20 protein-coding genes are annotated in these 23,217 nt (G+C 35.4%); 9 read left to right on the top strand and 11 right to left on the bottom strand.

Features of this window, described 5'->3' with window-relative positions:
- The first annotated feature begins 36 nt into the window (after positions 1–36).
- Positions 37–1,497 carry a M20/M25/M40 family metallo-hydrolase gene (locus tag DCC35_RS12380; protein ID WP_137091099.1) on the top strand — a complete coding sequence of 487 codons (1,461 nt, stop codon included), beginning with the start codon at positions 37–39 and terminating at the stop codon, positions 1,495–1,497.
- On the opposite strand, the gene DCC35_RS12375 is transcribed toward DCC35_RS12380, so the two are convergent.
- Entirely contained in the window at positions 1,494–1,895 is a 402-nt protein-coding gene (locus DCC35_RS12375; RefSeq protein WP_137091098.1) for a hypothetical protein, read from the bottom strand. The genes DCC35_RS12380 and DCC35_RS12375 overlap by 4 nt on opposite strands.
- Before the next feature lie 96 nt (positions 1,896–1,991).
- On the opposite strand from DCC35_RS12375, the gene lhgO reads away from it, so the two are divergent.
- The 4 genes from lhgO (at position 1,992) to DCC35_RS12355 (ending at position 9,195) form a co-directional block, all read left to right on the top strand.
- The gene (gene lhgO / locus DCC35_RS12370) at positions 1,992–3,194 is read left to right on the top strand and encodes an L-2-hydroxyglutarate oxidase (RefSeq protein ID WP_137091097.1); all 1,203 of its coding nucleotides are present in this window, start codon (positions 1,992–1,994) and stop codon (positions 3,192–3,194) included.
- A 210-nt stretch (positions 3,195–3,404) separates the two neighbouring features.
- A complete protein-coding gene (locus tag DCC35_RS12365; RefSeq protein ID WP_137091096.1) occupies positions 3,405–5,363 on the top strand; it encodes a hypothetical protein in 1,959 nt (652 codons plus the stop codon).
- A 13-nt stretch (positions 5,364–5,376) separates the two neighbouring features.
- Positions 5,377–7,245 carry a transglutaminase domain-containing protein gene (locus DCC35_RS12360; protein ID WP_137091095.1) on the top strand — a complete coding sequence of 623 codons (1,869 nt, stop codon included), beginning with the start codon at positions 5,377–5,379 and terminating at the stop codon, positions 7,243–7,245.
- Between the two features lie 246 nt (positions 7,246–7,491).
- Positions 7,492–9,195, top strand: a complete 1,704-nt coding sequence (locus DCC35_RS12355; protein ID WP_137091094.1) for a sodium:solute symporter — start codon at positions 7,492–7,494, stop codon at positions 9,193–9,195.
- Positions 9,196–9,243: 48 nt separating this feature from the next.
- Here DCC35_RS12355 and DCC35_RS12350 read toward each other — a convergent pair whose 3' ends face one another.
- Positions 9,244–10,122, bottom strand: a complete 879-nt coding sequence (locus DCC35_RS12350; RefSeq protein WP_137091093.1) for a DUF2911 domain-containing protein — start codon at positions 10,120–10,122, stop codon at positions 9,244–9,246.
- A 66-nt stretch (positions 10,123–10,188) separates the two neighbouring features.
- On the opposite strand from DCC35_RS12350, the gene DCC35_RS12345 reads away from it, so the two are divergent.
- The 3 genes from DCC35_RS12345 (at position 10,189) to DCC35_RS12335 (ending at position 12,586) form a co-directional block, all read left to right on the top strand.
- A complete protein-coding gene (locus tag DCC35_RS12345) occupies positions 10,189–10,782 on the top strand; it encodes a DNA-3-methyladenine glycosylase (protein ID WP_137091092.1) in 594 nt (197 codons plus the stop codon).
- Between the two features lie 182 nt (positions 10,783–10,964).
- Positions 10,965–11,228 (top strand): PD40 domain-containing protein, encoded by a 264-nt coding sequence (locus tag DCC35_RS12340; protein WP_137091091.1) that lies wholly within the window; start codon positions 10,965–10,967, stop codon positions 11,226–11,228.
- Complete coding sequence (locus tag DCC35_RS12335; RefSeq protein ID WP_137091090.1) at positions 11,207–12,586, top strand: OmpA family protein; 1,380 nt, start codon at positions 11,207–11,209, stop codon at positions 12,584–12,586. The genes DCC35_RS12340 and DCC35_RS12335 overlap by 22 nt, the downstream gene beginning before the upstream one ends.
- Positions 12,587–12,678: 92 nt before the next feature.
- Here DCC35_RS12335 and DCC35_RS12330 read toward each other — a convergent pair whose 3' ends face one another.
- The 5 genes from DCC35_RS12330 to DCC35_RS12310 all read right to left on the bottom strand — a co-directional run bounded on the left by DCC35_RS12330 (position 12,679) and on the right by DCC35_RS12310 (position 18,904).
- Positions 12,679–14,238: an OmpA family protein gene (locus DCC35_RS12330; protein WP_137091089.1), complete on the bottom strand. Its 1,560-nt coding sequence runs from the start codon at positions 14,236–14,238 to the stop codon at positions 12,679–12,681.
- 65 nt (positions 14,239–14,303) lie between these two features.
- Positions 14,304–14,693, bottom strand: a complete 390-nt coding sequence (locus DCC35_RS12325; protein ID WP_137091088.1) for an IS1 family transposase — start codon at positions 14,691–14,693, stop codon at positions 14,304–14,306.
- Between the two features lie 71 nt (positions 14,694–14,764).
- Positions 14,765–16,630, bottom strand: coding sequence for an MASE1 domain-containing protein (locus tag DCC35_RS12320; RefSeq protein ID WP_137091087.1), 1,866 nt, complete (start codon positions 16,628–16,630; stop codon positions 14,765–14,767).
- A gap of 82 nt (positions 16,631–16,712) precedes the next feature.
- The gene (gene hutF / locus DCC35_RS12315; RefSeq protein ID WP_137091086.1) at positions 16,713–18,077 is read right to left on the bottom strand and encodes a formimidoylglutamate deiminase; all 1,365 of its coding nucleotides are present in this window, start codon (positions 18,075–18,077) and stop codon (positions 16,713–16,715) included.
- 11 nt (positions 18,078–18,088) lie between these two features.
- Positions 18,089–18,904: an N-formylglutamate amidohydrolase gene (locus DCC35_RS12310; RefSeq protein WP_137091085.1), complete on the bottom strand. Its 816-nt coding sequence runs from the start codon at positions 18,902–18,904 to the stop codon at positions 18,089–18,091.
- A 117-nt stretch (positions 18,905–19,021) separates the two neighbouring features.
- On the opposite strand from DCC35_RS12310, the gene DCC35_RS12305 reads away from it, so the two are divergent.
- Entirely contained in the window at positions 19,022–20,086 is a 1,065-nt protein-coding gene (locus DCC35_RS12305) for a coiled-coil domain-containing protein (protein WP_137091084.1), read from the top strand.
- 1 nt (position 20,087) lies between these two features.
- On the opposite strand, the gene DCC35_RS12300 is transcribed toward DCC35_RS12305, so the two are convergent.
- Genes DCC35_RS12300 through DCC35_RS12285 form a run of 4 tightly spaced genes read right to left on the bottom strand, consistent with a single transcriptional unit; the run spans position 20,088 to position 23,174 of the window.
- Complete coding sequence (locus DCC35_RS12300) at positions 20,088–20,885, bottom strand: queuosine precursor transporter (RefSeq protein WP_137091083.1); 798 nt, start codon at positions 20,883–20,885, stop codon at positions 20,088–20,090.
- 5 nt (positions 20,886–20,890) lie between these two features.
- Positions 20,891–21,808, bottom strand: a complete 918-nt coding sequence (locus tag DCC35_RS12295; protein ID WP_137091082.1) for a ribonuclease Z — start codon at positions 21,806–21,808, stop codon at positions 20,891–20,893.
- A gap of 38 nt (positions 21,809–21,846) precedes the next feature.
- Entirely contained in the window at positions 21,847–22,233 is a 387-nt protein-coding gene (locus DCC35_RS12290) for an STAS domain-containing protein (RefSeq protein WP_137091081.1), read from the bottom strand.
- A complete protein-coding gene (locus DCC35_RS12285; protein ID WP_137091080.1) occupies positions 22,230–23,174 on the bottom strand; it encodes a phosphoribosylaminoimidazolesuccinocarboxamide synthase in 945 nt (314 codons plus the stop codon). The genes DCC35_RS12290 and DCC35_RS12285 overlap by 4 nt, the downstream gene beginning before the upstream one ends.
- Positions 23,175–23,217: the final 43 nt, after the last annotated feature.

The following is a 23,217-nucleotide window of genomic DNA, read 5'->3' as shown; positions in this document are numbered from 1 at the left end:
TTGATTATTATTGGGAATTCTTATAAAACTATATTCATGAGAAAACGAGTCAAGGTTTTTTACGTTCTGTTAGGAGTTTTTGTTTTTACCTTATTGGTATTGCTTATTAAAACTTTTATGTTTTCTTCAAACCAGCCTGCAGCAATGGCTGTGGAAAGGAAAATAGTTGATGAGAAAGACCTATCCCAACTTTCAGAACTCCTGCAGTTGAAAACAGTTTCATACCAGGGAAGAAATACAACTGATAGTTCTGACTTTGACCTTTTGTTACCATGGATTAAAGAAAACTATCCTGTTGTGAATGAACAATCGGAGATTAATTTGATCAATAATTCGGGTATCTTAATTAAGATTGAAGGACAGGATAATAGTTTAAAACCAGATCTTCTTGCAGCTCATCTTGATGTGGTACCACTGGCAGAAAATCAACTAAACCAATGGGAGCATCCTCCATTTGCAGGTGAATATGATGAAGAATTTGTTTATGGAAGAGGTACACTGGATGATAAAGGGTCGGCCTTTGTTATTTTGGAAGCTGCAGAAAGTTTGTTGTCGGAAGGGAATAAACCGACAAGAACGATTTACCTGGCCTTTGGCTTTGATGAAGAAATTGGAGGTAACGATGGAGCTAAAGAAATAGCTGAGCATTTAAAAAGTCAGCGGGTAAGCTTGAGAATGGCACTTGATGAAGGGTCGGTAGTGACAAAAGGCATCGTTCCTGGCCTTGATAAAAATACAGCCATCGTTGGGATTGCCGAAAAGGGCTATGTAACCTATCATCTTGAAGCTGATGCTGAAGCCGGGCACTCTTCAATGCCAGCGAGAAACAACGCTATAAATCAGCTGACCGAAGTATTAGATAAAATCAGAAAAGAGCCGTTTAAGGCAAGAATTTCAGCTCCTTTGAGAGCGTTCATCAATTATTTAGGTCCTGAAATGCCATTTCCTCAGCGTATGATATTCGCGAACACATGGCTTTTTGATGATCTTTTGATCTCCACATATGAGGAAATCCCATCAGGCAACGCAATGGTAAGAACTACATCGGCCGTTACCATTCTTGAGGCCGGAGTCAAAGATAATGTAGTTCCTGCTAAAGCCCGGGCCTCGATTAACTTTAGAATTCTTCCTGGTGAAAAGATTGAAGATATTGAAAATTACCTCAAGAAGGCAACTTTTAACACAAATGTTAAAATCAGAAAATCTGATAAGTTCGCTAAAAACCCAAGTAAGATCTCTGATTATCAAAGTGAATCTTTTGAGGAATTAGCCGGCATTATTGCAGGAACATTTGAAAATTCTGTTGTTGTTCCGGGTCTCGTTATTGCAGGTACAGATGGCCGCCACTATGAAGGTATAGCTGAAAATGTATACCGCTTTTCTCCATTTATTCTGGAAAATGAGGATCTTGACAGAATACATGGAAATAATGAAATGATCAGTATTGATAATATTAATTCAGCTAAGACCTTCTTCTATAACCTGATGGCCAATTAGTAAGCAGTTATTTCAATATCGTCCCTTATAACTGCATGACTGGTATGTTCCCATACCGTAGCTTCAATGTGGATATGACCTCCATCCAGATAGCCCGAACCTTCAATATCAAATTGGCCTATTTCCTGATAAGGGATTGAGATTCTCGAACCATTAAGATAGGCTTCTACGATAATACCTGAATTGTAAAAATTCTCGATATAGATTATGTTATCTGGTCCGGATAAATAGGGTTGCTCAACATAAATCGAATAGCCAAAAAACTCATCATAGTAATAACTGTATTCTTCTACTCTGTATGTTCCTTCCAGATCATAGTAAGGCTCTTCAATGTATGTAGTACAAGATGATATTAGTACTAATAAAAATACTGGTATTAAAAAAAGTAATCTTCTCATATCTATTGATAGTTTATAAATAGATGTTCAAAAGTTATACCAACTTTTTTTAAGACTGTCTCAATGAGTGTATATTCGCAATAAATTATAATGAGAATGGATAAATACGACATCATAATTATCGGCGGAGGAATAGTTGGTTTAGCTACAGCTTACCAGGTCAGTATCAAAAGGCCCGGACTTAAAATTGCCTTATTTGAAAAGGAAGGAAAGCTTGCACTCCATCAAACCGGTAACAACAGTGGTGTTATTCATTCCGGACTGTATTATAAACCTGGTAGCCTAAAAGCCAATAATTGTGTGGGAGGGTATAAAATGCTTCTCGATTTTTGCAATGAAAATGAAATCAAATATGAGCTTTGTGGAAAGGTCGTAGTTGCTACAGATGAATTTCAACTACCTCAATTAGATGTATTGCGTGAGCGAGGAGCTAAAAACGGCCTGGAAGGGATTTTAAAGCTTAATGAAAGTGAATTAAAAGAATATGAACCACATGTGTCCGGAATAGCAGGATTATATGTGCCTCAAACAGGAATTATTGATTATACAGAGGTGGCAAATAAATACGCTGAATTATTCAAGAAGAACGGCGGTGAGATACACCTGAATACGAAAGTTAAAAATATACTTTTAAAGAGTGGAGAAAGAATTCTGGAAACAAATAAAGGCACATTCAAAACAGATGTAATTGTTAATTGTGCCGGCCTTTATTCCGATAAAGTTGCAAAAATGGCCGGGCAGGAGATGAGTGTTAAGATCATTCCATTCAGGGGGGAATATTACGAGTTAAAACCTGAAAAGCATCATTTAGTTAAAAACCTCATTTATCCGGTTCCAGATCCTAACTTTCCTTTCCTGGGAGTTCATTTTACCAGGATGATCAATGGAGGTATAGAGGCTGGACCAAATGCTGTACTTGCTTTTCAACGAGAAGGATATTCTAAGTCAGATATAAATGTTTCAGAGCTTATAGAATCATTGACCTGGCCGGGTTTTATTAAGGTAGCTTCTAAATACTGGAAAACCGGATTTGGAGAAATGTATCGGTCCTTTAGTAAATCTGCTTTCACAAAAGCATTGCAAAAGTTAATGCCGGAATTGCAAGAAGATGATCTCATTTCAGGTGGAGCAGGAGTAAGAGCACAAGCGTGTGACAAAGATGGTGGTTTAATCGACGACTTTCTGATACTTGAATCTGATGGAGTTGTAAATGTGTGTAATGCGCCTTCTCCGGCAGCTACATCCTCATTGTCTATTGGCGATGTAGTATCCGGAAAAGTATTAGGACACCTAAACTAGATAAATAATTTTACAGAATTTTTAATTTTTTCCAGTGATTAATTCGTAATCGTTTTGTTCTAATAGGGCCGTGTTAACAAATATTTCCTCACTAAACCAGGTGATCATTATTTACTTATAATGTAATTAACCGTTTAAGTTTTTTTGAATTTGCCATAATTTTTGCTTTATTGCAGCCTTTAAGAGTTTATCAACTATTTTTTAATAATTATGAGATTTTTAACAGTACTGCTATTATTAGCGATTACTTCCTTTTCGTCTTTTTCACAAACCAGATATAAAGTAGGTAAAGTATCTAAAAAGGATTGGCAAATTGAAAAGCTGGATTCTTTAAGAGAAGTTTGTGATGCAGTAATAATTGAAAACATTGGTTTATCACGGATTGATTACAATACTACAAAAGGCTGGATGCTGGAATATAATTATTATATCAAGGTATTAGTGCTGAATGATAAAGGTATTGATCAATATGGTAATTTAGATATTGTTTTCAGCGATAATGATGATGTTTATGTTAAAGGTTATACCTATTCATTAGCTGAGTCAGGAAAAGTTGAGGATGAAAAGTTTACTACTCGGGATGGAATGTTTACAGAGTATACAGATTTTAGGGATAATTTAATATTGCACATCCCTAATGTAAAGAAAAATACTATTGTTGAATATGAATTAAAGATATTATCTCAAAATATAGCCAACGTGCGTGATTGGGTTTTCCAATCCGAAAATCCGGTTCTCTTTAGTGAATACACTACGATCACCCCTGAATATTTTGATTTTAATGCTTTTTACCAGGGAAGTTATCCTGTGAAAATCGAAAAAGGAGAGGGCGTATCAAGTATAAACGGTACTGATTTCTCAGAAACTTATTCATACTTTAAAAAAGTCTATTCTGCAAAAAATCTTCCCGGTGTTCCTGATGAAATTTATACTTCAGTAAAATCAAATTCATTTACAAAATACAGGTTTGAGATCAGGGGTTACAGAGATTTTTATTTAGTCTATCATCCGCTCGGAAGTAACTATTCAACTATTATTAAAGAAAGGCTTTTTGACAATTCTTATTTTGTCCAATACCAAAAAAATAATAATATTCTAAATGATATTATTGGCGATGTGAAAATAGATAATTCTATTTCGGGAGCGAATACAGTTTACAGGCTGGTTAGTAAAAACATAGCCTGGAATAAACAAAATGGCTGGGTTACTCCGAATAAATCATACCGTAAACTAATAAATGATAGAAATGGTAGCGCAGCTGAGATTAATAACCTCTTAGTCGGGGCTTTGAGAAAAGCGGGGTTTAATGCTTATCCTGTTCTCCTGAACACCAGGAATGCCGGTAGAGTAAATCCATTTGTTCCTTTAATCAGTAATTTCAATTATGTTATTTGTTTATTGGAAGTTGATGGTCAACGTGTATTGTTAGATGCAACCGAACCCCAGGCTCCATTTGGTCTAATCCCTTTAAGGTGTATCAATGGTAAAGCACTTATCGTACGGGATGATGCGACAGAACAATGGGTGAATTTAAGTACATATCTGAGCGCAGAAACTCTTAGCTCAGTGGAATTTTCTATAGATCCGGAAGAAGAAAAGATTGAAAAAAGTATAAATAGAAAAAGATTAGGGATAGATCTGGTAAGATTTATTACAGGTCTTGATTCTGCTAAATACGTAGAGGATTTTAACCAGCGCTATACATCAGAATTCTCAGATGCTGAGATCAATGCTCATGAAATCAACTTAGAAGGGAGCGGAGCTATTGAAAATCTGAATATCTCTCAAACAGTTTTAAGCGCTAATAATACTATTTATATCAGTCCTTTTGAGGATTTTAAATTCAAGAAAAACCCTTTTAAAAATGAGAAGAGATACCAGGGGATAGATTTTGTTAGTCCGTGGAAAAAAGTTTTTATGGTAACAGTGAATGTGCCGGAAGGGTATACGGTACAATCAGATATTAAAAATAAAGTGTTTGTCACCTCAGACCAAAAAATGTCCTTTAAAATCACAAGCTCAAAAGTAGGAAATAAGGTTATTTATACTTCAATGATTCTTATAAAAGACTATTATTTTCTTCACACTAAGTACGATGAAATTAAAATGTTTTTTGATGCTGTAGAAAAGGAACTATCAAAACAAGTGATGTTAGTTAGTGAGGTATAAATTATTTGTGATTATGAAATACGTATCAATTTTTTCTTTATTTTTTCTGTTAACTGTCGTCGATGCTTTAGCGACAAATATAAATGCAGAAAAAAGTATATCTCAAAAAGTTATTATTAATGACGATGGTTCATTCGTTGTTGAAATGGTTGAAGAGACAACTGTTTTAAATAAAAACGGAGTCAAGTATGCTACGGCTTTCTTTCGTTACGGAGATCTCTACGAGGTAAAGAACCTGAAAGCAGAAATAGAGGCTAACGGTGATGTAGATAAAGTTAAATCACGAGAATTTTTGGATGTATCAGCTGATTTTGGAGGGAATATTACAGGTGAACGGATTATTTATTATCGCCCTGCATATCCTATTTATCCTTATACAGTAAGATATGAATATAAGATAGAATGCTCATCATTATTTTTCCTGGAGTTTTTTGGTGCCTGGTCTCCTGCTCATTCTGAAGAGGTAAGGGTAAGCAATTATTCCTATGAATTATTTACTAATGAGAATTTTAAATTGGAAAAAAGATATCGTGGGGATAAAAGTTTATATCAAATAGAAGAGAAACCTGAAAAGATTGCCATAACCCTAAAAAATTATGTTGCGGAAACCGAAAAGGAATATGCTGTACCCGGTCTCGATCAGGGACCTGGCTTCATTCCTCAACCGAAGAACTTTATCTTCGAACAAAGTGATGTGAATATGAGTTCCTGGAAAGATTATGGCAATTGGTTTTACAAATTAAATGAAGGACGTGATGAGCTTCCGGAAAACCAGGTAGCTAAGGTTAAAGAATTAGTAAAAAATGCAGGCACAGACCTTGAGAAGATCTCGATATTATATGATTACCTGCAAAATACTACCAGGTACGTAAGTATACAGCTTGGGATAGGAGGCTGGCAGTCCATGACTGCAGAAAGTGTTGCAACAAAAGGTTATGGAGATTGTAAAGGACTATCAACATACATGAAAGGCATGTTGGATATAGCTGGAATTAAATCCAACTATGTATTGGCAGGAGCAACTTATGGAAAAATGCACCAACCTTTTCTTGAAGAAACTCCGGAAAATAATTTTAACCATGTTTTTCTGGTTGTACCGATGGAGAAAGATACTGTCTGGCTGGAATGTACAAGTTCTAATACTAATATGAATTATACTGGCTTTCATATAGGTAACAGAACCGCATTATTTGTAGAAGAAGATGGTTCAAAGCTGATTAAAACACCTTCCTTTACTTATGAGGATAATTCTGAAGAATTGGATGTAGTTTATGATTTGAGCGGTGATCAACAAACTTTCGTTGTAAATAAGATTGTCAGAGGTAATAAAGCATTAATCGAAAGATTGCACAATGACTACAAATTAGAATTTCAGGATTTCAAAAAGCGTTACAAAAAGCAATTACCATTTCAAGTCAGTAAACTTAATGAATTTGAAATTGAGCAATTTGATGAAATTAATCCGACGTTCAGAATAACACTTAAAGGTCAAAGTAATGGCTTAATGGCTTCAGCCGGGAATAATCGGGTTATAAAACCATTGGAAATCTGTAAGTTGAATCAAAGAATTGAAGTTGATCAGGATTACAATAAGAAGTTTCATATCAATACCAGGCAACAGGAAATCAGTAAAATCAAATTGATACTTCCTGATGAATATACAGTTGCAGAACTTCCTGGAGAGACAACTATTGAATCTTCAGCCGGGTCATATTTATTGAAATATGAATTAAAAGAAGGTGCCTTGATTATTTCGAGAAAGATAAAATTTTCTGGAAAAGTATTCTCACCTGATGAAGTTGATGTTGTAAATGAATTCTACGAAAAAGTGCATAAAAGTGACAATAAGGCACTTATACTTGTTAATAACAAGAAGAGCTAGTTACTGATAAATTGGATCAATATTATCTAATTTATTGATAGAGATAAGGTAACTACTGAAAGAAAAAAACACGGGCATTGGCGGATAAGGAGGAGAAATCATTTAAATTAGCAGCCAATGGATAAAAAAGACTCAAATAATATACCGATATTTAAATCCTGGAAGGGCTGGTACGCCCTTCTTTTATTTGTGTTGTTTTTACAAGTCGTATTGTTTTACTTTTTGGGTAGGATATATTCCTGATATATGAGTTGGATTGACTGGCTGGTTCTCGCAGGTACATTGATTTTTATAGTAACCTATGGTGTTGTTAAAACACGAGGTTCAAAGGATATTGAAGATTATCTAAAGGGAGGAAATACTTCAAAATGGTGGACGATAGGTTTATCTGTAATGGCAACCCAGGCTAGCGCGATTACCTTTTTAAGTACGCCTGGTCAGGCATATGCAGACGGTATGCAGTTTGTGCAATTCTATTTCGGATTGCCAATCGCAATGATTGTTCTCTCAGTGACATTCATACCAATCTTTTACAAATTAAAAGTTTATACAGCTTATGAATTCCTTGAAAATCGCTTTGATGCTAAAACAAGGTCATTAGCAGCATTATTATTTTTATTGCAAAGAGGACTGGCAGCTGGAATAACAATTTACGCACCGGCTATAATTCTTTCCACACTGTTAAGTATTCCATTATCAATAACCACTCTTATCATTGGTGTCCTGGTGATCATTTATACAGTTGTGGGTGGCACTAAAGCCGTTTCACAAACACAGCAACAGCAAATGGCTGTAATGATGGGAGGGATGATCGTAGCAGGCATTATGGTGTTTGTTTTACTGCCTGAAGATATCTCTTTCAAAGATGCTTTATATGTTGCCGGTAAAAGCGGAAAACTCAATCCGATAAGTTTTTCTTTTGATCTGGAAGACAGATATAACATGTGGTCTGGTATTTTTGGTGCCTTCTTTTTGTTTATGGCCTATTTTGGTACTGATCAGTCCCAGGTTCAGAGGTATATTTCGGGTCGTTCCATCAGAGAAAGTAGACTCGGATTAATGATGAATGGCTTACTTAAGGTTCCTATGCAATTCCTGATCCTGTTTGTTGGGATACTTGTGTTTGTCTTTTATCAGTTTAATAAGCCACCAGTTTTTTTTAATGAAGTGGCAATAGAAGAAATATCAGAGAAGGAGGGGAGTGCTTTTTTTGATGAAGTGAATGAAGATTTCGGAAATATACATCAAAACAAATCCAATGCTTACAGAGATATGCTTTCCGCATTAGAAAAAGGCGATGAGCAAGCTTCCGAACAGGCACTTAGCAAAGCAATGCAGATGAGTGAGGCGGAAGCACAATTAAGATCTGAGGTAAAAGAATATATCAGTGAGAAATCGCCATTAGTTGAAACTAATGATAAGGATTACGTATTCATGACTTTTGTTATGGATCATTTACCAGTAGGAATAGTAGGCTTACTTTTTGCAGTGATCTTCAGTGCTGCTATGAGTAGTACTTCTTCAGAATTAAATGCTCTGGGTTCTACCGCAACAGTAGACTTTTATAAACGATATTTTAAAAAGGATGCAACAGATAAGCATTATCTGACTGCTAGTAAATTACTAACGCTATTCTGGGGTGTCTTAGCTATGACCTTTGCTTTTAATGCAAATCTTCTGGAGAACCTCATTCAACTCGTTAATTTATTGGGATCTTTATTTTACGGTGCGATTCTAGGTATTTTTGTAACCGCTTTTTATATAAAATACGTAAAGGGAACTGCGGTATTTATCGGTGCTGTAGTTGGAGAAGGACTTGTAATAGCAACCCATATCCTCAATGTAAAAGAAATCTTCGAGATCGGATATTTGTGGTATAACCTGATTGGGTGTTTGGCTGTTGTTCTGGTGGCAGTGGTTATTCAGTGGATAAGAAATAATCAATCATAAAAAAGGAACCCTTTAACAGAGCTCCCTTTTTAATATTGCATATGATTACTACATCATATCTTTCCATTTCTTAATAGCATCCTGGTTGTTTTTAATATATCCAAAATCACCATTAGGGTTGTTTTTAGCAAGCTCCATAGACTTTTGAGCTGTTTCTATAGCTGCTTTATAGTCACCGTTTTTTGCTTGCATCTTAGCTTTATTATGCATTAACCAGAAAGCTTTAGGGTTTGCTTCAAGCGCTTTATTGATCCATTCTATCGCCTGGTTCATGTCTTTGTCTGCCATTAAATAATAATTTGCAGCGGCAGCATAAAGTCCGGCATCAATATCTCCCTCAGCGTTAATAACTTTTTCATTAATCTGAGACATAACTTTACTGTCAACTTCTGTTGAGACTTTGAAGCTCACAACAGTGTTGCCCCATTTGATGTCCATCATCGCATCTGTGAAACCAAGGTTTGAAAATTCAATAGTGAATGTTTCAAAAAATGATTTTGACTTAGAAGGTTTAACAGAGAATTTTATCAGATCATTAGATTCATCATACCCGCCTGCTCCCCATAATTCAAGGTTTTTGTGAATAATAATATCCCAGCTGTCTTTTCCTGGAATAGTATATAATGCATATTTTCCAGCAGGAACTTCCTTTCCTTCAAAAGTGAAGTCATCACTTAGAGTGATCTTAGTAGAAGCGTTGGCTCCTGTTCTCCAGATTTGATCATAAGGTACAAGTGAACCGAATATTTCTCTTCCTTTAGCACCCGGACGAGAATATTCAACTTCAATGGTACTTAAACCTACAGCTTGAGATAATTTTGCTGAAGGACTTGGTTGAGGAAGCTGGATTCCTTGTTGTGCATTTGCCGTAAACATTATTAATGTCAGGGCAATAATTGAGAAAATAGATAGTGTTTGTTTACGCATGGTAATTTATAGTATGTTGATTATTTTCTTGTAACGTTATTAGTGGTTATACTGTTTAAGTATTAAATGGAAAAATTAAATAAAGAATTTTATTTACAAAATAACGTAGTTAGCATTGCAAAGCAATTATTAGGTAAGGTAATTAATTATCAAACTGGGGGATTTTTACACCGGCTAAGAATTGTTGAAACTGAAGCCTATAGAAGCTTTAATGATAAGGCCTGCCATGCATCCGGAGGAATGACCAAAAGAACCCGGGTGATGTTCATGGAAGGTGGTAGGTGCTATATATATCTGTGTTATGGTATTCATCATTTATTTAATATAGTGACCAATGTTGAGGGTACAGCTGATGCAATTTTGGTAAGAGCTGTAGAGCCTTTAAATCAATCTGATTACGATTATCCTTCAACTGACGGACCGGGTAAATGGACAAAGGCAATTGGGTTAAAAGTAGATATGACCGGGCATAGTTTGGTTTCAGACGAATTGTTTTTAACTAATAAGCCGGAATTAACAGATGAAGAAATAATGGTGAGCAAACGAATTGGTGTTGATTACGCTGGGGAAGATGCTTTAAATCCATGGCGCTTTTATATTAAAGGATCTAAATATGTCAGTAAAAAGCTGAAAGAAGACTTTCTTTTATCTGAATTGTAATGAATGTTGGTTTGGTTTTTGCGTGATGCAATAATATTGTATTTTAACGTTTTAGAGCCAAATGGATATTTATGAAAACAATATTTGATACAATGTAATATTGGACAAATTTTAGTTTGTCTTTATTATTGATTTCACCAAATATCCAATTATTTTTGAAATTAAAACAGATCAATTAAACAATGGCCAACAAGTTACCATTCATTCTTTTATTTTTTCTAGCCTTCATAGGATATAGTCAGGATTTTGGCGATGAGCAAAAGAGTATTGGAGATGCGATTAACAGCAAAGAAGATGAAAGCGTTCCGGTAGTTTCACCTGATGGTAATACCCTTTATTTTACCAGAGCTCATCATCCTGGAAATGTCGGGGGTAAATCGGATAAAGGGGATATCTGGATGTCAAAAAAAGGATCCAACGGTCAATGGGAACTCCCCAAAATGTAGGAGCTCCTTTCAACGATAAAAGAAAAAATTCCGTTCTTGGATTTTCTTCTGATGGTGCGATCATTTATTTATATGGATTGTATAGTGAAGATAACTCAGCCCCTAAAACGCAGGGACTTTCTTTTTCAATTAAAAGAAATGGTAAGTGGTCTTTTCCTCAAAAGTTAGACATAAAATATTTTAGAAATTATTCTGAAAATCAGGATATTTTTGTTTCAGACGATGGAACAATTATGATTCTTGCTCTGCAATCTTTTGATACAAAAGGTGCTGAAGATTTATATGTTAGTTTCCTGAATATTGATGGTTCCTGGAGTGAGCCTAAAAATCTTGGAAATGTGATAAATACGGAATTTCAGGAAGTGACTCCATATTTATTAAAGGACAATAAAAACTTATTTTTCTCATCAAATGGCCATGATGGGTTTGGGTCTAAAGATGTTTTTGTAAGTACACGGTTAGATGATTCATGGACTAATTGGAGTGTACCGGAAAATCTCGGTAGTGGAATCAATACTTCGGGAATGGAGACATCATTGTTTTTTGACCCTTCAGGTGATTTTGTTTACCTGGTTTCCACTCATGATAGTGATGGTTACGGAGACATTAAGAAGGTAGATGTAAAACCAGAAGATATTATTCCGGAAGATACAACAACTGAAGTCGTAACGCGTCAGGTTGTCGCCCAGGTAATTAAAAAGGATTCGGCTATTATTCACCGAGTAGTAGAAAATAAACTAATCTCATTCAGAGGGTCTCTAAGGAATAAGAAAGATAAAACTCTCATAACTGAAGGAGTTGTGAATATCGCACTACCTGAAGACAAACAGGTTATCAAAAAGATCGAAACTAACTCCGGTTACTTTGATGTTTCCCTGAAAGAAGAATACGAAGATCAAAAAGTACTTGTTCGCGTAGTAAGTCCGGGATTTATGCCTGAAGAAAAAGCTGTTTATTTAACTTCAGACAGTCTTTCTGAGAGTATTGATGTGTTGCTTAATCCACTTGAAGTCGGGTCAACTATTCAACTTAATAATGTTCTTTTTAAAAGAGGAACAGCTACGATGTTAACCGGATCTTATGACGAATTAGATTTAGTCGTTCAAATGTTAAAGGAGAACCCAAATATGAAAATCAAATTATCCGGGCATACAGATAACAGGGGTAATCCAAAGTTGAATTTAAAATTAAGTGAAGAAAGGGTAGACCGAGTAATAGAGTATTTGACCGAAAAAGGAATACAAAAAAGCAGAATGAATGGTAAAGGGTATGGCGGTTCTCAACCCATAGCTTCAAATGCTACTGAAGCCACACGGCGACTAAACAGAAGGGTAGAGTTTACTATTATTAAGAACTAAGAATAATAAGAAAAAAAAGCTGCTAAATGCAGCTTTTTTTAGTTGGCACTGTGATTTAAAAAATAGTCCGTTTCCGGAACTGTTGTAAAAAATCAGAATGATAGGATTTTAATTTCTACCCTTCTGTTTCGCTGTTTGTTATCTTCTGTATCATTTGGAGCAACAGGTTTTTCATCACCATATCCTATTGTTTCAATTCTGTTTTCTTTAACTCCTAAATTGATAAGGTGGCTTTTGATCATGTTAGCACGGTCAAAGCTCAGTTTTAATTTAGCTTTATCATGACCAACATTATCTGTATGTCCTTCTACTCTTATTTTTATTTTAGGATTTCTCTGCATTATATATGCTATATTTTTTAAGTCAGGATAGCTTTCTTTAAGGAGGATAGGTGTAGTCCGTTGAAATAGAAGATTGTTCATTCTGATGTTCCCACCTTTTGATAAAGGCTCAGCTTTCAGGTCAATCCTGGTTTTTATATTCACCTTAGAAAGATCTATTCGTTTATTAAATCCAAATATTTTATCACCTTTTGCAGAAATATCAATTGATGCAACTTTAGGAATCATTAAGGTGTATTTACCCGAATTTGCTGAAGTGTAAGCCTGTGCTAATTCTTCACCTGTTTCAGAGTCTTTAACTCGTACAGTTACAGATTCTTTATTCAGGCCTTCTACCTTCCCTTCAATCATAACAGTAGTCTCAGGTGTGTAATCTATTTGAGAGGAAGGAAGTCTGTAAACATTTCTCGTTTTTGAATCAGCGCTTTTGCCTGATATGAAATAAGCGTAATCAGAAATGTTCGATATTGAGTAATAAGCTTCCCAGCCGGGAGAATTAACCTGAGGCCCCATATTTACAGGAGCAGACCATTTTGTCCAGGTATCGTCCAGTCTTTTGGTATAATAAATATCACTTTCACCATATCCATTATGGCCTGTGCTCGCAAAATATAGCGTTTTGCCATCAGATGATAGATAGGGTGAAAACTCAGCTCCTTTGCTATTAATAATATCCCCCATGTGTAAAGGAGGTGACCATTGTCCATTATCCAATACAAATGATACATAAAGATCTTGATCGCCACGGCTGTCATTTCTTTCTATAGCCATTAAAAGTGTACGATTGTTAGGAGCCATATGAAAATCAGCATATATGCTATTGTTGTAATATGAGTAAATTTTTATATCCTCTGGCTGAGACCATTTACCATCTTTTTGCTTAAAAGACTGAGAAACAGGCGCAGAAGTTCCTTTATAACTATTTAAAAGTAGTATGTGACGCCCATCAGGTGAAATGGAAATAAGGCCATTAGCACCCCGTGTATTAATAGGAGAGCCCATATTGACCGGGTGGGACCATTTTCCGTCTATCATTCTTGAGTGATAGACATCCTGCTCGTCAGTTATACCTCCCTTATTACCTGGGTAAAACATTCTTGAAAAAAAGAGTGATTGTCCGTCAGGAGAAATGATTGGTTTTACTTCATGAAATTTTGTGTTTATGCCAAGTCCGGGGTCTTCCAGGTTGATCTGAAATATTCTTTCTTTAACGTTACTTCTCGATGAAGAGGTGTCGGAGTTTGCGATCAGGTTGCAAGTAGAGAATAATAATATCGCAAATGCTAAAAATGTGTATTTAAAAAATGCCATAGCTTTTGGTATTTTGTTATATTGCTAATATAATATAGATAAAATAACAAGTCAAGTGATTTATATTATTTTATATAAAAAATTTCGGATTTATTGTCTTTTAGATTGATTAAAAGCATTTTTCCGTCTTTTTCTTGATTAATAATTTCCCGAACGCTTTCTCTGTTTATTGTTTTGACTCTTTGTCTGTCGCTTTTGAGTGGCTTCAGCTGAGTAGTCATTTTATTCATCCAGTTCATAATTGATACATTAGATACGTCGATGAGATCTTCTATTGGGCGGTACCCCATCCCTTCGAGATGGAGAAATAAAGCTAAACGCTTTAAATATGATGGTTTTTTTCCTTTTTGCCTGGTAGAGTAGTGGTATCCGCATGACTTGCACTGATATCTTTGGCGGTCGTTAACAAACCCATCTTTTACCTTTTCAGTGCTCAAACATCTTGGACATTTCATAGAAATATAAATTAGTTTATACTAAATTATATAATCTATATTAAGTTAGCAATAGCATTAGGCAAATTTTTTTAAGTCTTGGTTTCTGGTTTTTCAATTTTTTTAGCACTATTTATTCCCTTAGCATTTTCTGGCTGGTCTTTTTGCACTTTTGGAGAAGATTTTTTTGTTGTTTTTTTCTTCGGATTCTTTTTCTTAGCAGGAGGGAGGAAGCTGATATTGTTAGGAAGTATAATTTCTACATCTGTTCCTTTACCCGGCGTTGAATCAAGGAATACCTGTCCATTTAATTTGTTTAAGGTTTCTTTAACAATGTAAAGACCAAGACCACTACCGGAGTTTTTATCTGTCGCCCTGTAGAACATGTCAAAAATCTTTGGCATATGATCTTTTTCTATACCAATTCCATTATCAGAGATCCTTAAACGCACACTTGTTTTAGTGATCTTTACATCAACTACTACAGTAGGTTTTTCATCATCACTGTACCTGATCGCATTAGATAGTAAGTTATTCAGGATAACTCTTAGTCTTTTGGCATCAGAAGCAAATTCACTTGATTTTTCAATATTGATCTCAGGTTCAACCGGCTTATTGTGACCACTATATTTCAGTTGCTGACAGATATCCAAAGCCATTCCTGACAGATCTATTATTTCATTTTCTACTTCCAGCCTTGCATTTCTCGAAAGATCAAGAATGTCTTTTATAAATGCATCCTGTTGTTCGGCACTCTTTGCTATTTTTTCAAGGATGATTTTTACTCTTTTTATATCGGTTTCAAGCTGGGCAAGGTTTACCAATCCAAGTACAGAGGCAATAGGAGCCCTGAGGTCATGACTGACGCTATAAACAAAGTTGTCAAGCTCTTCATTGGCTTTGATTAAATCTCTATTGCTTGTAAGTAATTCTTTTTCGGTTTTCTTTCTGTTTGATATCTCTTCTTTTAACTCACTGGTTCGTTCCTGAATTTTAGCTTCCAGGTTTTCATTAAAACCGATCAATTTTTGTTGAGCCTCATTCCTCTCTGTTACAGTAGCTGATACAATAATGGTCATAGCAGAAACAACTGCGATGTAGATCTGAAGAAGTAAAAGTGAATTTTGATGATTATTAGCTACAAAAGGACCCAAATCATCTACAGTATATAAAATAGTGCCCTGAGCAAGTATCAGGATTCCTGTCATGGAAGCCTGTAAATTAAATCTAAATGCAAGCCATAGAAGAAATGGTATGGATAATAATGGAAATGATTTTTCTATGGGCATACTTAAGAAGTCAATTTGCCACAATATCCATAAAATGCTTATACTTAATAAGAAAGCAATAAATTCAAAGAGGTGATTTTTGGTAAGTGTCCATCTTGTTTTAGTTTTCCACGATAATATGAATGGAGTAAAAAGAAGCAAACTTACCATTGAGCCAATCCAAAGGGTGACAAATTTAAATACATAATCCTGGTATGAAATAAGCTCAAAGTACTGATAGGCTCCAACTGTAATAAATGCTCCAATAGTACTCATGAACATACTTACACCTAAAAATTTAAATGTATCGATGGTCTTAATAAATATTTTATCGGTTTTTATATAGAATTTGACCAAAACAAATCCAACCAGTACTTCAACAGTATGACCGACAGAAATAAATATTGCAGCTAATATGCTGTCATAATTAAAAGAATAGCCGAAAAAGTTAAATAAAAGAAAGTTTGATATTAATGAACCGATAAATACTCCTGGCCATGATTGATATCCCATTATCAATACAAAAGCAAATATTATCCCTGTTGCAGGCCATACCGGAGTGACATTAATATCAGGCATCATCGTTTTTATACCCATTAAAGCCGCAAGGATATATATGAGGGAAAGAAAAACTATCTGAAAATTGGCATTCTTAAAAAAATTGTATGCCTTAAAATTATTTATAAGCATCACTATATCTGTAAAAAATCTATATCTAGCTTAGATTAATAATACTAATATATCATTTTTTAACAGTTATAAAAAATAATCCCTATCTAAGTCCGGTGTTTTTTAAAGTTTTGAGGGTATTTGTTCCTATTTCTTTTCTTTTTACGTGATTTCCATCCTCAACTACCTTCTTTCCAGAATGATAGACGTCGTTTATTTTAATCGTTGAATCACTATAAAGAATTGTACTCAGAAGGTTTTCAGGACTGGCAGAACCAACAAGAGGATGTGAATCATCAATTGCGATAGCATTAAAAGGTATACCTTGATTGAAATATCTTGCACTGTTTAATCCGGCTGATCTTCTACCCTGCAATACGACACCATGAAGCATTTCAGACCGGAATGAGGTGTTAAATGTATTTCGCTGATGAGTTACAAGTCTTTGACCGTAGTCCAGCCATCTCATATCTTCAAATGGAGATAAACCTATATGGCTGTCAGAACCAATGCAAAATCGTCCATTACTTTCCAGATATAATCGCATATTAAAGAAGCCATCTCCAAGATTGCCCTCCGTGCTGGGACAAATAACTGCGTTAACATCAGCTTCTGCCATTCTTATTGTTTCTTCTTCCGTCAGGTGAGTAGCATGGACAAGGTTCCATCTATTATCACAAATATCGAGGTCCAGTAAATATTCTACAGGTCTTTTCTTATGGTAGTCAAAACAATCTTTTACCTCTTTTAATTGCTCGGCAATATGTATATGGATTGGGCAATTCAACTCATCCCCCAATTCACTTAATTTAAAAAGATCTTCTTCATCCACTGCTCGTAATGAATGTGCAGCAATGGCAATTTGCCCATGATTTTCCTCTCTGATCATAGCATTTGTGTCTATGACGAGTTTTTTATATTGGTCAAAGGATTTTGATAAAAATCTTTTCTGTCCTTCAACAGGTGCCTGGCCAAAATTACCGAGACGATAATATACTGGCATTAATGTAATACCTATTCCTGCAGTTTTTGCTGCTTTGATAAGGCTTCTACCCATTCTTGCATTATCTGAATAGGGTTTTCCATCGGGTTGTCTGTGCAGATAATGAAATTCTACGACATGAGTGTATCCACAAGTAAGCATATCAGCATATAATTGAGTCGCTATTATTTCCAGATTCTCCGGGGAGATATTAGAAGCAAGTTTATACATAGAGTTTCTCCATGTCCAGAAGTCATCGCTTTCGCTTCGCTGCTGAACTTCAGCCAGACCTGCCATTGCATATTGAAAAGCATGACTATGAGAATTGGGGATTCCCGGTAAAACGACTCCATTGATTGTATAATACTCAATGTTATTTTTTTCAACCTGTCCGGATTCCGTGATTATTCCTTTTTCATCAAGAGTTAAATATGTTTCTTCAGGACCGTTTTCCGTGATAAGTTGTGGTATATGAAGGTATTTCATGTGGAGAATGCTTACTTATTATTCAATAAATATTTGCCAAGGTTGTTTAATAATGGTTTTAAGAGCTTTTCCTGTACATTTTTAGCCCGGTCACAATCATATTTAGTCTCATCATCGCTCATATAGTTAACCTTAGCCATTTCAAGTTGTAATGAATGAATGTTATTTGAAGGGTCTCCAAAACTTCTGGTTATCTGCCCGCCTTTAAAGGGTTGATTATGAGTAAATTCTCCGATGTTATTTAATGCGAGGTTTTCATACGCAATTTTTATAATTTCTTTTGAAGCTGATTTTTCCTCATTGTCTCCCAGGATAAAATCAGGGAATGGCTCCTTTCGAATTCCCGGAACCTGCTTTTTGATAGAATGAGCATCAAAAAGTAATGCCTGGCCAAATTCTGATTTTATTTCATTGAGTAATTCTTTAACCTTTACATGGTATGGGTAGTAAAAATTTTTTTTCCTGCTTTCTATCTCATCGTTGTCCGGTTCATTACCTTCAAGATATAACGATTCGTCATTAAACGTTTTGGTAGGACATAACTCGGTAATTACTCTGCCATCATTATATAGAGATTTGTTTTCCGGATTTCTATTCAGATCAATCACCCATCGATGGTAATTAGCAATTATCATCGGAATTCCTTCCTGATGACAAAACTGGTATAGTCTATCAACAAACCAATCAGTATCTTCAAGTTCGGTAATCAGATCTTCATTCATTTTAGCTGAAATTTCATCCGGGATAAATGTCCCGGAATGAGGAACGCTGATCAAAATTGGGTATTTTATTTTGTCGGGAATATGTAAGCGGTACAAGTTATCCATTTGCAGTTGTTTATTTTGGTATTCAAATTTAATAACTGCAAGCTCTTTTTTATTAAAATAATTAGATTTGTAGAGATTTTTTTCATATTTATGAAGGCTAAATGGAAACTAGATAACATGAGAACTATATTATTTTTTACTTTTTTATCAATTTTTTCAACTATCAATCTTTTGAGTCAGGAAACATCAAAAGATAAGAATGAGACTGTACGTACTGTAACTGATACAGTATTTGTCGAAGTGGAAAGAGAGCTTCCTGAGAACTATAAAATGTTACTTAAAGACATTAACGATTATTCAGACCTGGAAGACATTGATGAACCGGAATCATTTGTGTTTGAGGTTACTACGGTTGATCTTAATCGTGGTAAACATGAAGGTGTTTCTGTGGTAATACCTGAGGCAGAGCTTGAACAGGCAATTAAAATATGGGAGAAAGACCTTGAGAATATCTTTTCTGTTTTTAAAAGTAAGGTTATTAACGAAGGGAATTTGCATTATGTAGAAAACCAAAAAATAGATGGTTTTGAAGATAGGGAACTGAGCTTGTATGCAAAGATAGATAAAGCCGATGATGGTGTGAAAGTTGAAACCTATGTCGCTGATTCAATGAATGTTCTTACCAGTGAAGTAGATCAAAGGGCATTTGACAGGCTTAAAGCTTATGTTGGTTCTTATGCTAAAGAGGTTTACCAGGATGTTGTAGATACACAGATTGAAAAGGAAGAAGAAATCCTGGAAGATCTTGAAGATGAACTGGATGATCTACAGAAAGATCACGAGAAATTCCGTAAGGGTGTTAAAGATAACGAAATCGATATTGAGCATGCTCAGCAGGATATCCAAACAAACAAAAGGACTATTGAGCTTAATAGTGAGAAGATCGCCAAATATAAAGATGATATGTATGATGCAAAAGTAGCTGATAACAGAGATCTTGAAAAAAACATAAAGAAGGAGCTAAAAAAGCTTGAGCGTAGCAAAGATAAGCTACAGGATAAGAATAAGGATCTTTATTCGGATATTGTTGAATATGAGCAGGAGATCATGGAACTCGAGCATGAAATAAAAGAAAACCTCAACAGGACTTTCCTTAAGAAAGCTGAGATCAGACGACAACAGACGATTGTCGAATTATATCAGAATAAAAAAGTAAATATAGAAAATCCTAATAAAAATTAAGTTAGCGGCTGCTTCTGGCCGCTTCTTCCATTAATTCATCGGCTTTTTCTTTCCCCAGGTATCCATCAATAAGCCAATGGGCAAGATAGAGCAGGGGAGTGAGGACTATCGCCACAACAAATTTATACATGTAGTTCATTAATCCAACATTTAATAGCTGGGTATATGTCCATTTACTATTTGCAGGAGCAAAAAGTATAAAAGCAATATATAATACCACAAAGCTATCAATTAATTGAGAAACTAAAGTAGAACCGGTTGCTCTCAACCAGATCTTATCTGCGCCTGTAAACCTTCTCAGGTAGTGAAATACTGTTACGTCCAGGAGCTGTCCGATGAGGAAAGCTATCAATGAACCGATAATAATTCCAGCACTCTGGAGGAATAATTTATTGAAAGCAAAATTAACATTGAAATTATCACCATTTGCACCTTGTTTATTAGTTTCTAACCAAAAATCGGCAGGAGCAAGCTTAGTGATAATGAAAATAACGATAAACATATAGGAAATAAATGCTACCGTAGCAAAACTGATTTTCTTTACACCCTTTCGACCGAAATATTCATTGATTATATCAGTGGTGATAAATACCACCGGCCATAAAATCACTCCGGCAGTTAAATTAAAACTCATGTTGGCACCAGAAAAGAGTTCGAAATTAACAGGGTTGGCTCCAAAAGTTTTTTCCAGGCTGAAAATTTTCACACCAACGATTTCTGCCAGTAGGGCGTTGGTTAAAAAAATACCTGATAAGATGAAAAATAGATTTCTTTTCTTTTCGCTTCCTGAAATTGTCACGTGATCTAATCTTTTAGTTCGTAAACCTTGCCTTCAACAGATAGTTCAGAATTTTCGAATATTTCTTTCGCTTCTTCAGCGAAGGGGGCAAGATTACGGTATCTGGTTGAATAATGACCCAGGAGAAGCTTGCCTACATTAGCACGTTTTGCAATGTCTGCAGCCTGGTAGGTAGTGCAGTGAAAAGTCTGGGCAGCACGTTCTTCTTCATCCTTTAAAAAGGTAGACTCATGATAAAGGAGATCCACATCTTTAATATAATTTACAATCTCAGGATCATAAATAGTATCGGAGGCAAAAGCATAACTAAAAGACTTTCTCGGTGGAAGTGTATATTCTTTTTTATCATACTTAATACTTCCATCTTCATTGTAAACAGACTTGCCCTGTCTTAAAATAGAAACTTCTTCCACTGCCAGGTTTTCCGGAATGGCATCCCGATTGATCCTGATTGGCTTAGGCTTTTCTTTGAAAATGTACCCATGACAATCGATTCTGTGCTTTAAAGGGAAATGCTCGACCTGAATCTTTTTATCTTCAAAAATAACCCCGCTTTTTCCGTAATCAAGTTCCTTAAAGGTAAGATCGTATCTGAGTTTGGTGTCAGAATATTTGAATTGGATAGTTAAAATTTCACCCAACCCTTTTGGACCATATATTTCCAATGGAGTAGTACGGCCCAGTAAATGCATGGTGGATACCAGGCCTATAAGACCAAAATAATGATCACCATGCAAATGACTTATAAATATTTTATTAATTCGTTGAATTTTGAGGCGGTTCTTTTTTAATAACAATTGAGTGCCTTCTCCACAGTCCATTAAGAAGTTGTGACCATGCAATTTGATATACTGCGACGTCTGGTTTCTCCCGTATGCAGGCGTCGATGCATTAGACCCCAGTATTGTTATATAAAAAGCCAATAGTGTATAGTTTAAAAAATAAAAATCAACTTAACGTATTATTCCCCATCAGGATTTTCTTTTTTGAACTCTCTTTCAAGTTCGTTCATATAAACCAGATCAACAGCCTCTTCCTTGTTCTGTACTATAGATAGAACTTTATCCAGCTGGGAAATGTTTATTAATTTCATCACATGATCAGATATATTACACAGAATAAAGTCTCCTCCATCTTCTGTAAACAGTCTGTTTCCTACAAGTAAAGCACTTAAACCAGAAGAATCCATGTATTTAACATCTGCAAGGTCGATGACGAGATTGCCAACACCTTCGGCATGCATTTTTACTAATTTAGATTTAATATCCGGGGCAATGGATGAATCTACTTTTTCCTGCTTAAGTGTGATTATTGTATATTTATCTTGTTCTTCGAGTTCGTATTTCATAAAGACAATGCGTTTTTAATGTTTTCTTCAATTCGGGTTTCCATTTGTGTATTGTCAGCCTTTTTAAAAGGTAACCCTGTTACTTTTTCATATAATTCAATGTACCTGTCGCTTATCTCGTTGATCTTCTCAGGAGTCATTTCAGGCATGTTTTGACCTTCTTTACCAGCGAAGCCATTTTCAAGCAACCATTGCCTTACAAATTCTTTCGACAATTGCTTTTGAGGTTCTCCCGCAGCCTGTCTTTCTTCATATCTCTTCGCATAAAAATATCTCGATGAGTCAGGTGTATGAATTTCGTCTATAAGGTAAATTTTATCGTTGAATTTTCCAAACTCATATTTGGTGTCTACAAGGATTAAACCCTGTTTAGCTGCCATTTCGGTTCCTCTCTGGAACAAAGCCCTGGTATATTCTTCAAGTAATTTATACTCTTCTTCTGAAACTAAACCCTGCTCTAGAATTTCTTCCCTGCTAATGTCTTCATCATGACCTTCGTGCGCTTTGGTGGTAGGAGTGATGATCGGTTCAGGTAATTTATCGTTTTCTTTTAATCCCTCAGGAAGCTGAACTCCACATAGTTCTCTTTTACCAGACTTGTAAGTTCTCCATGCATGACCGGCAAGATATCCTCTGATCACCATTTCTACAGGGTAGGTTTCACAGGCATATCCGATGGTTACATTTGGATCAGGGACTTCTGTTACCCAGTTAGGTACAATATCTTTTGTCGCCTCAAGGAATTTGGCTGCGATCGTATTTAATACCTGGCCTTTATAAGGGATTGGCTCTGGTAAAACCACATCAAAGGCTGAAATTCTATCTGATGCAATCATTACGAGCTTGTCACCAAAAGTGTAAACATCCCGTACTTTGCCGCGGTAGAATTTATCCTGACCGTTGAAATTATAATTAGTTTCTTTCAGTGCGTGTTGCTTCATGATGCAAAAATAAGAAAGTGTTTTTTGCTTCAAAGTATACCCG

The organism is Mangrovivirga cuniculi (genome assembly GCF_005166025.1).
Classification (GTDB): Bacteria; Bacteroidota; Bacteroidia; order Cytophagales; family Cyclobacteriaceae; genus Mangrovivirga; species Mangrovivirga cuniculi.
This window is presented reverse-complemented; position numbering and strand designations above follow the sequence as displayed.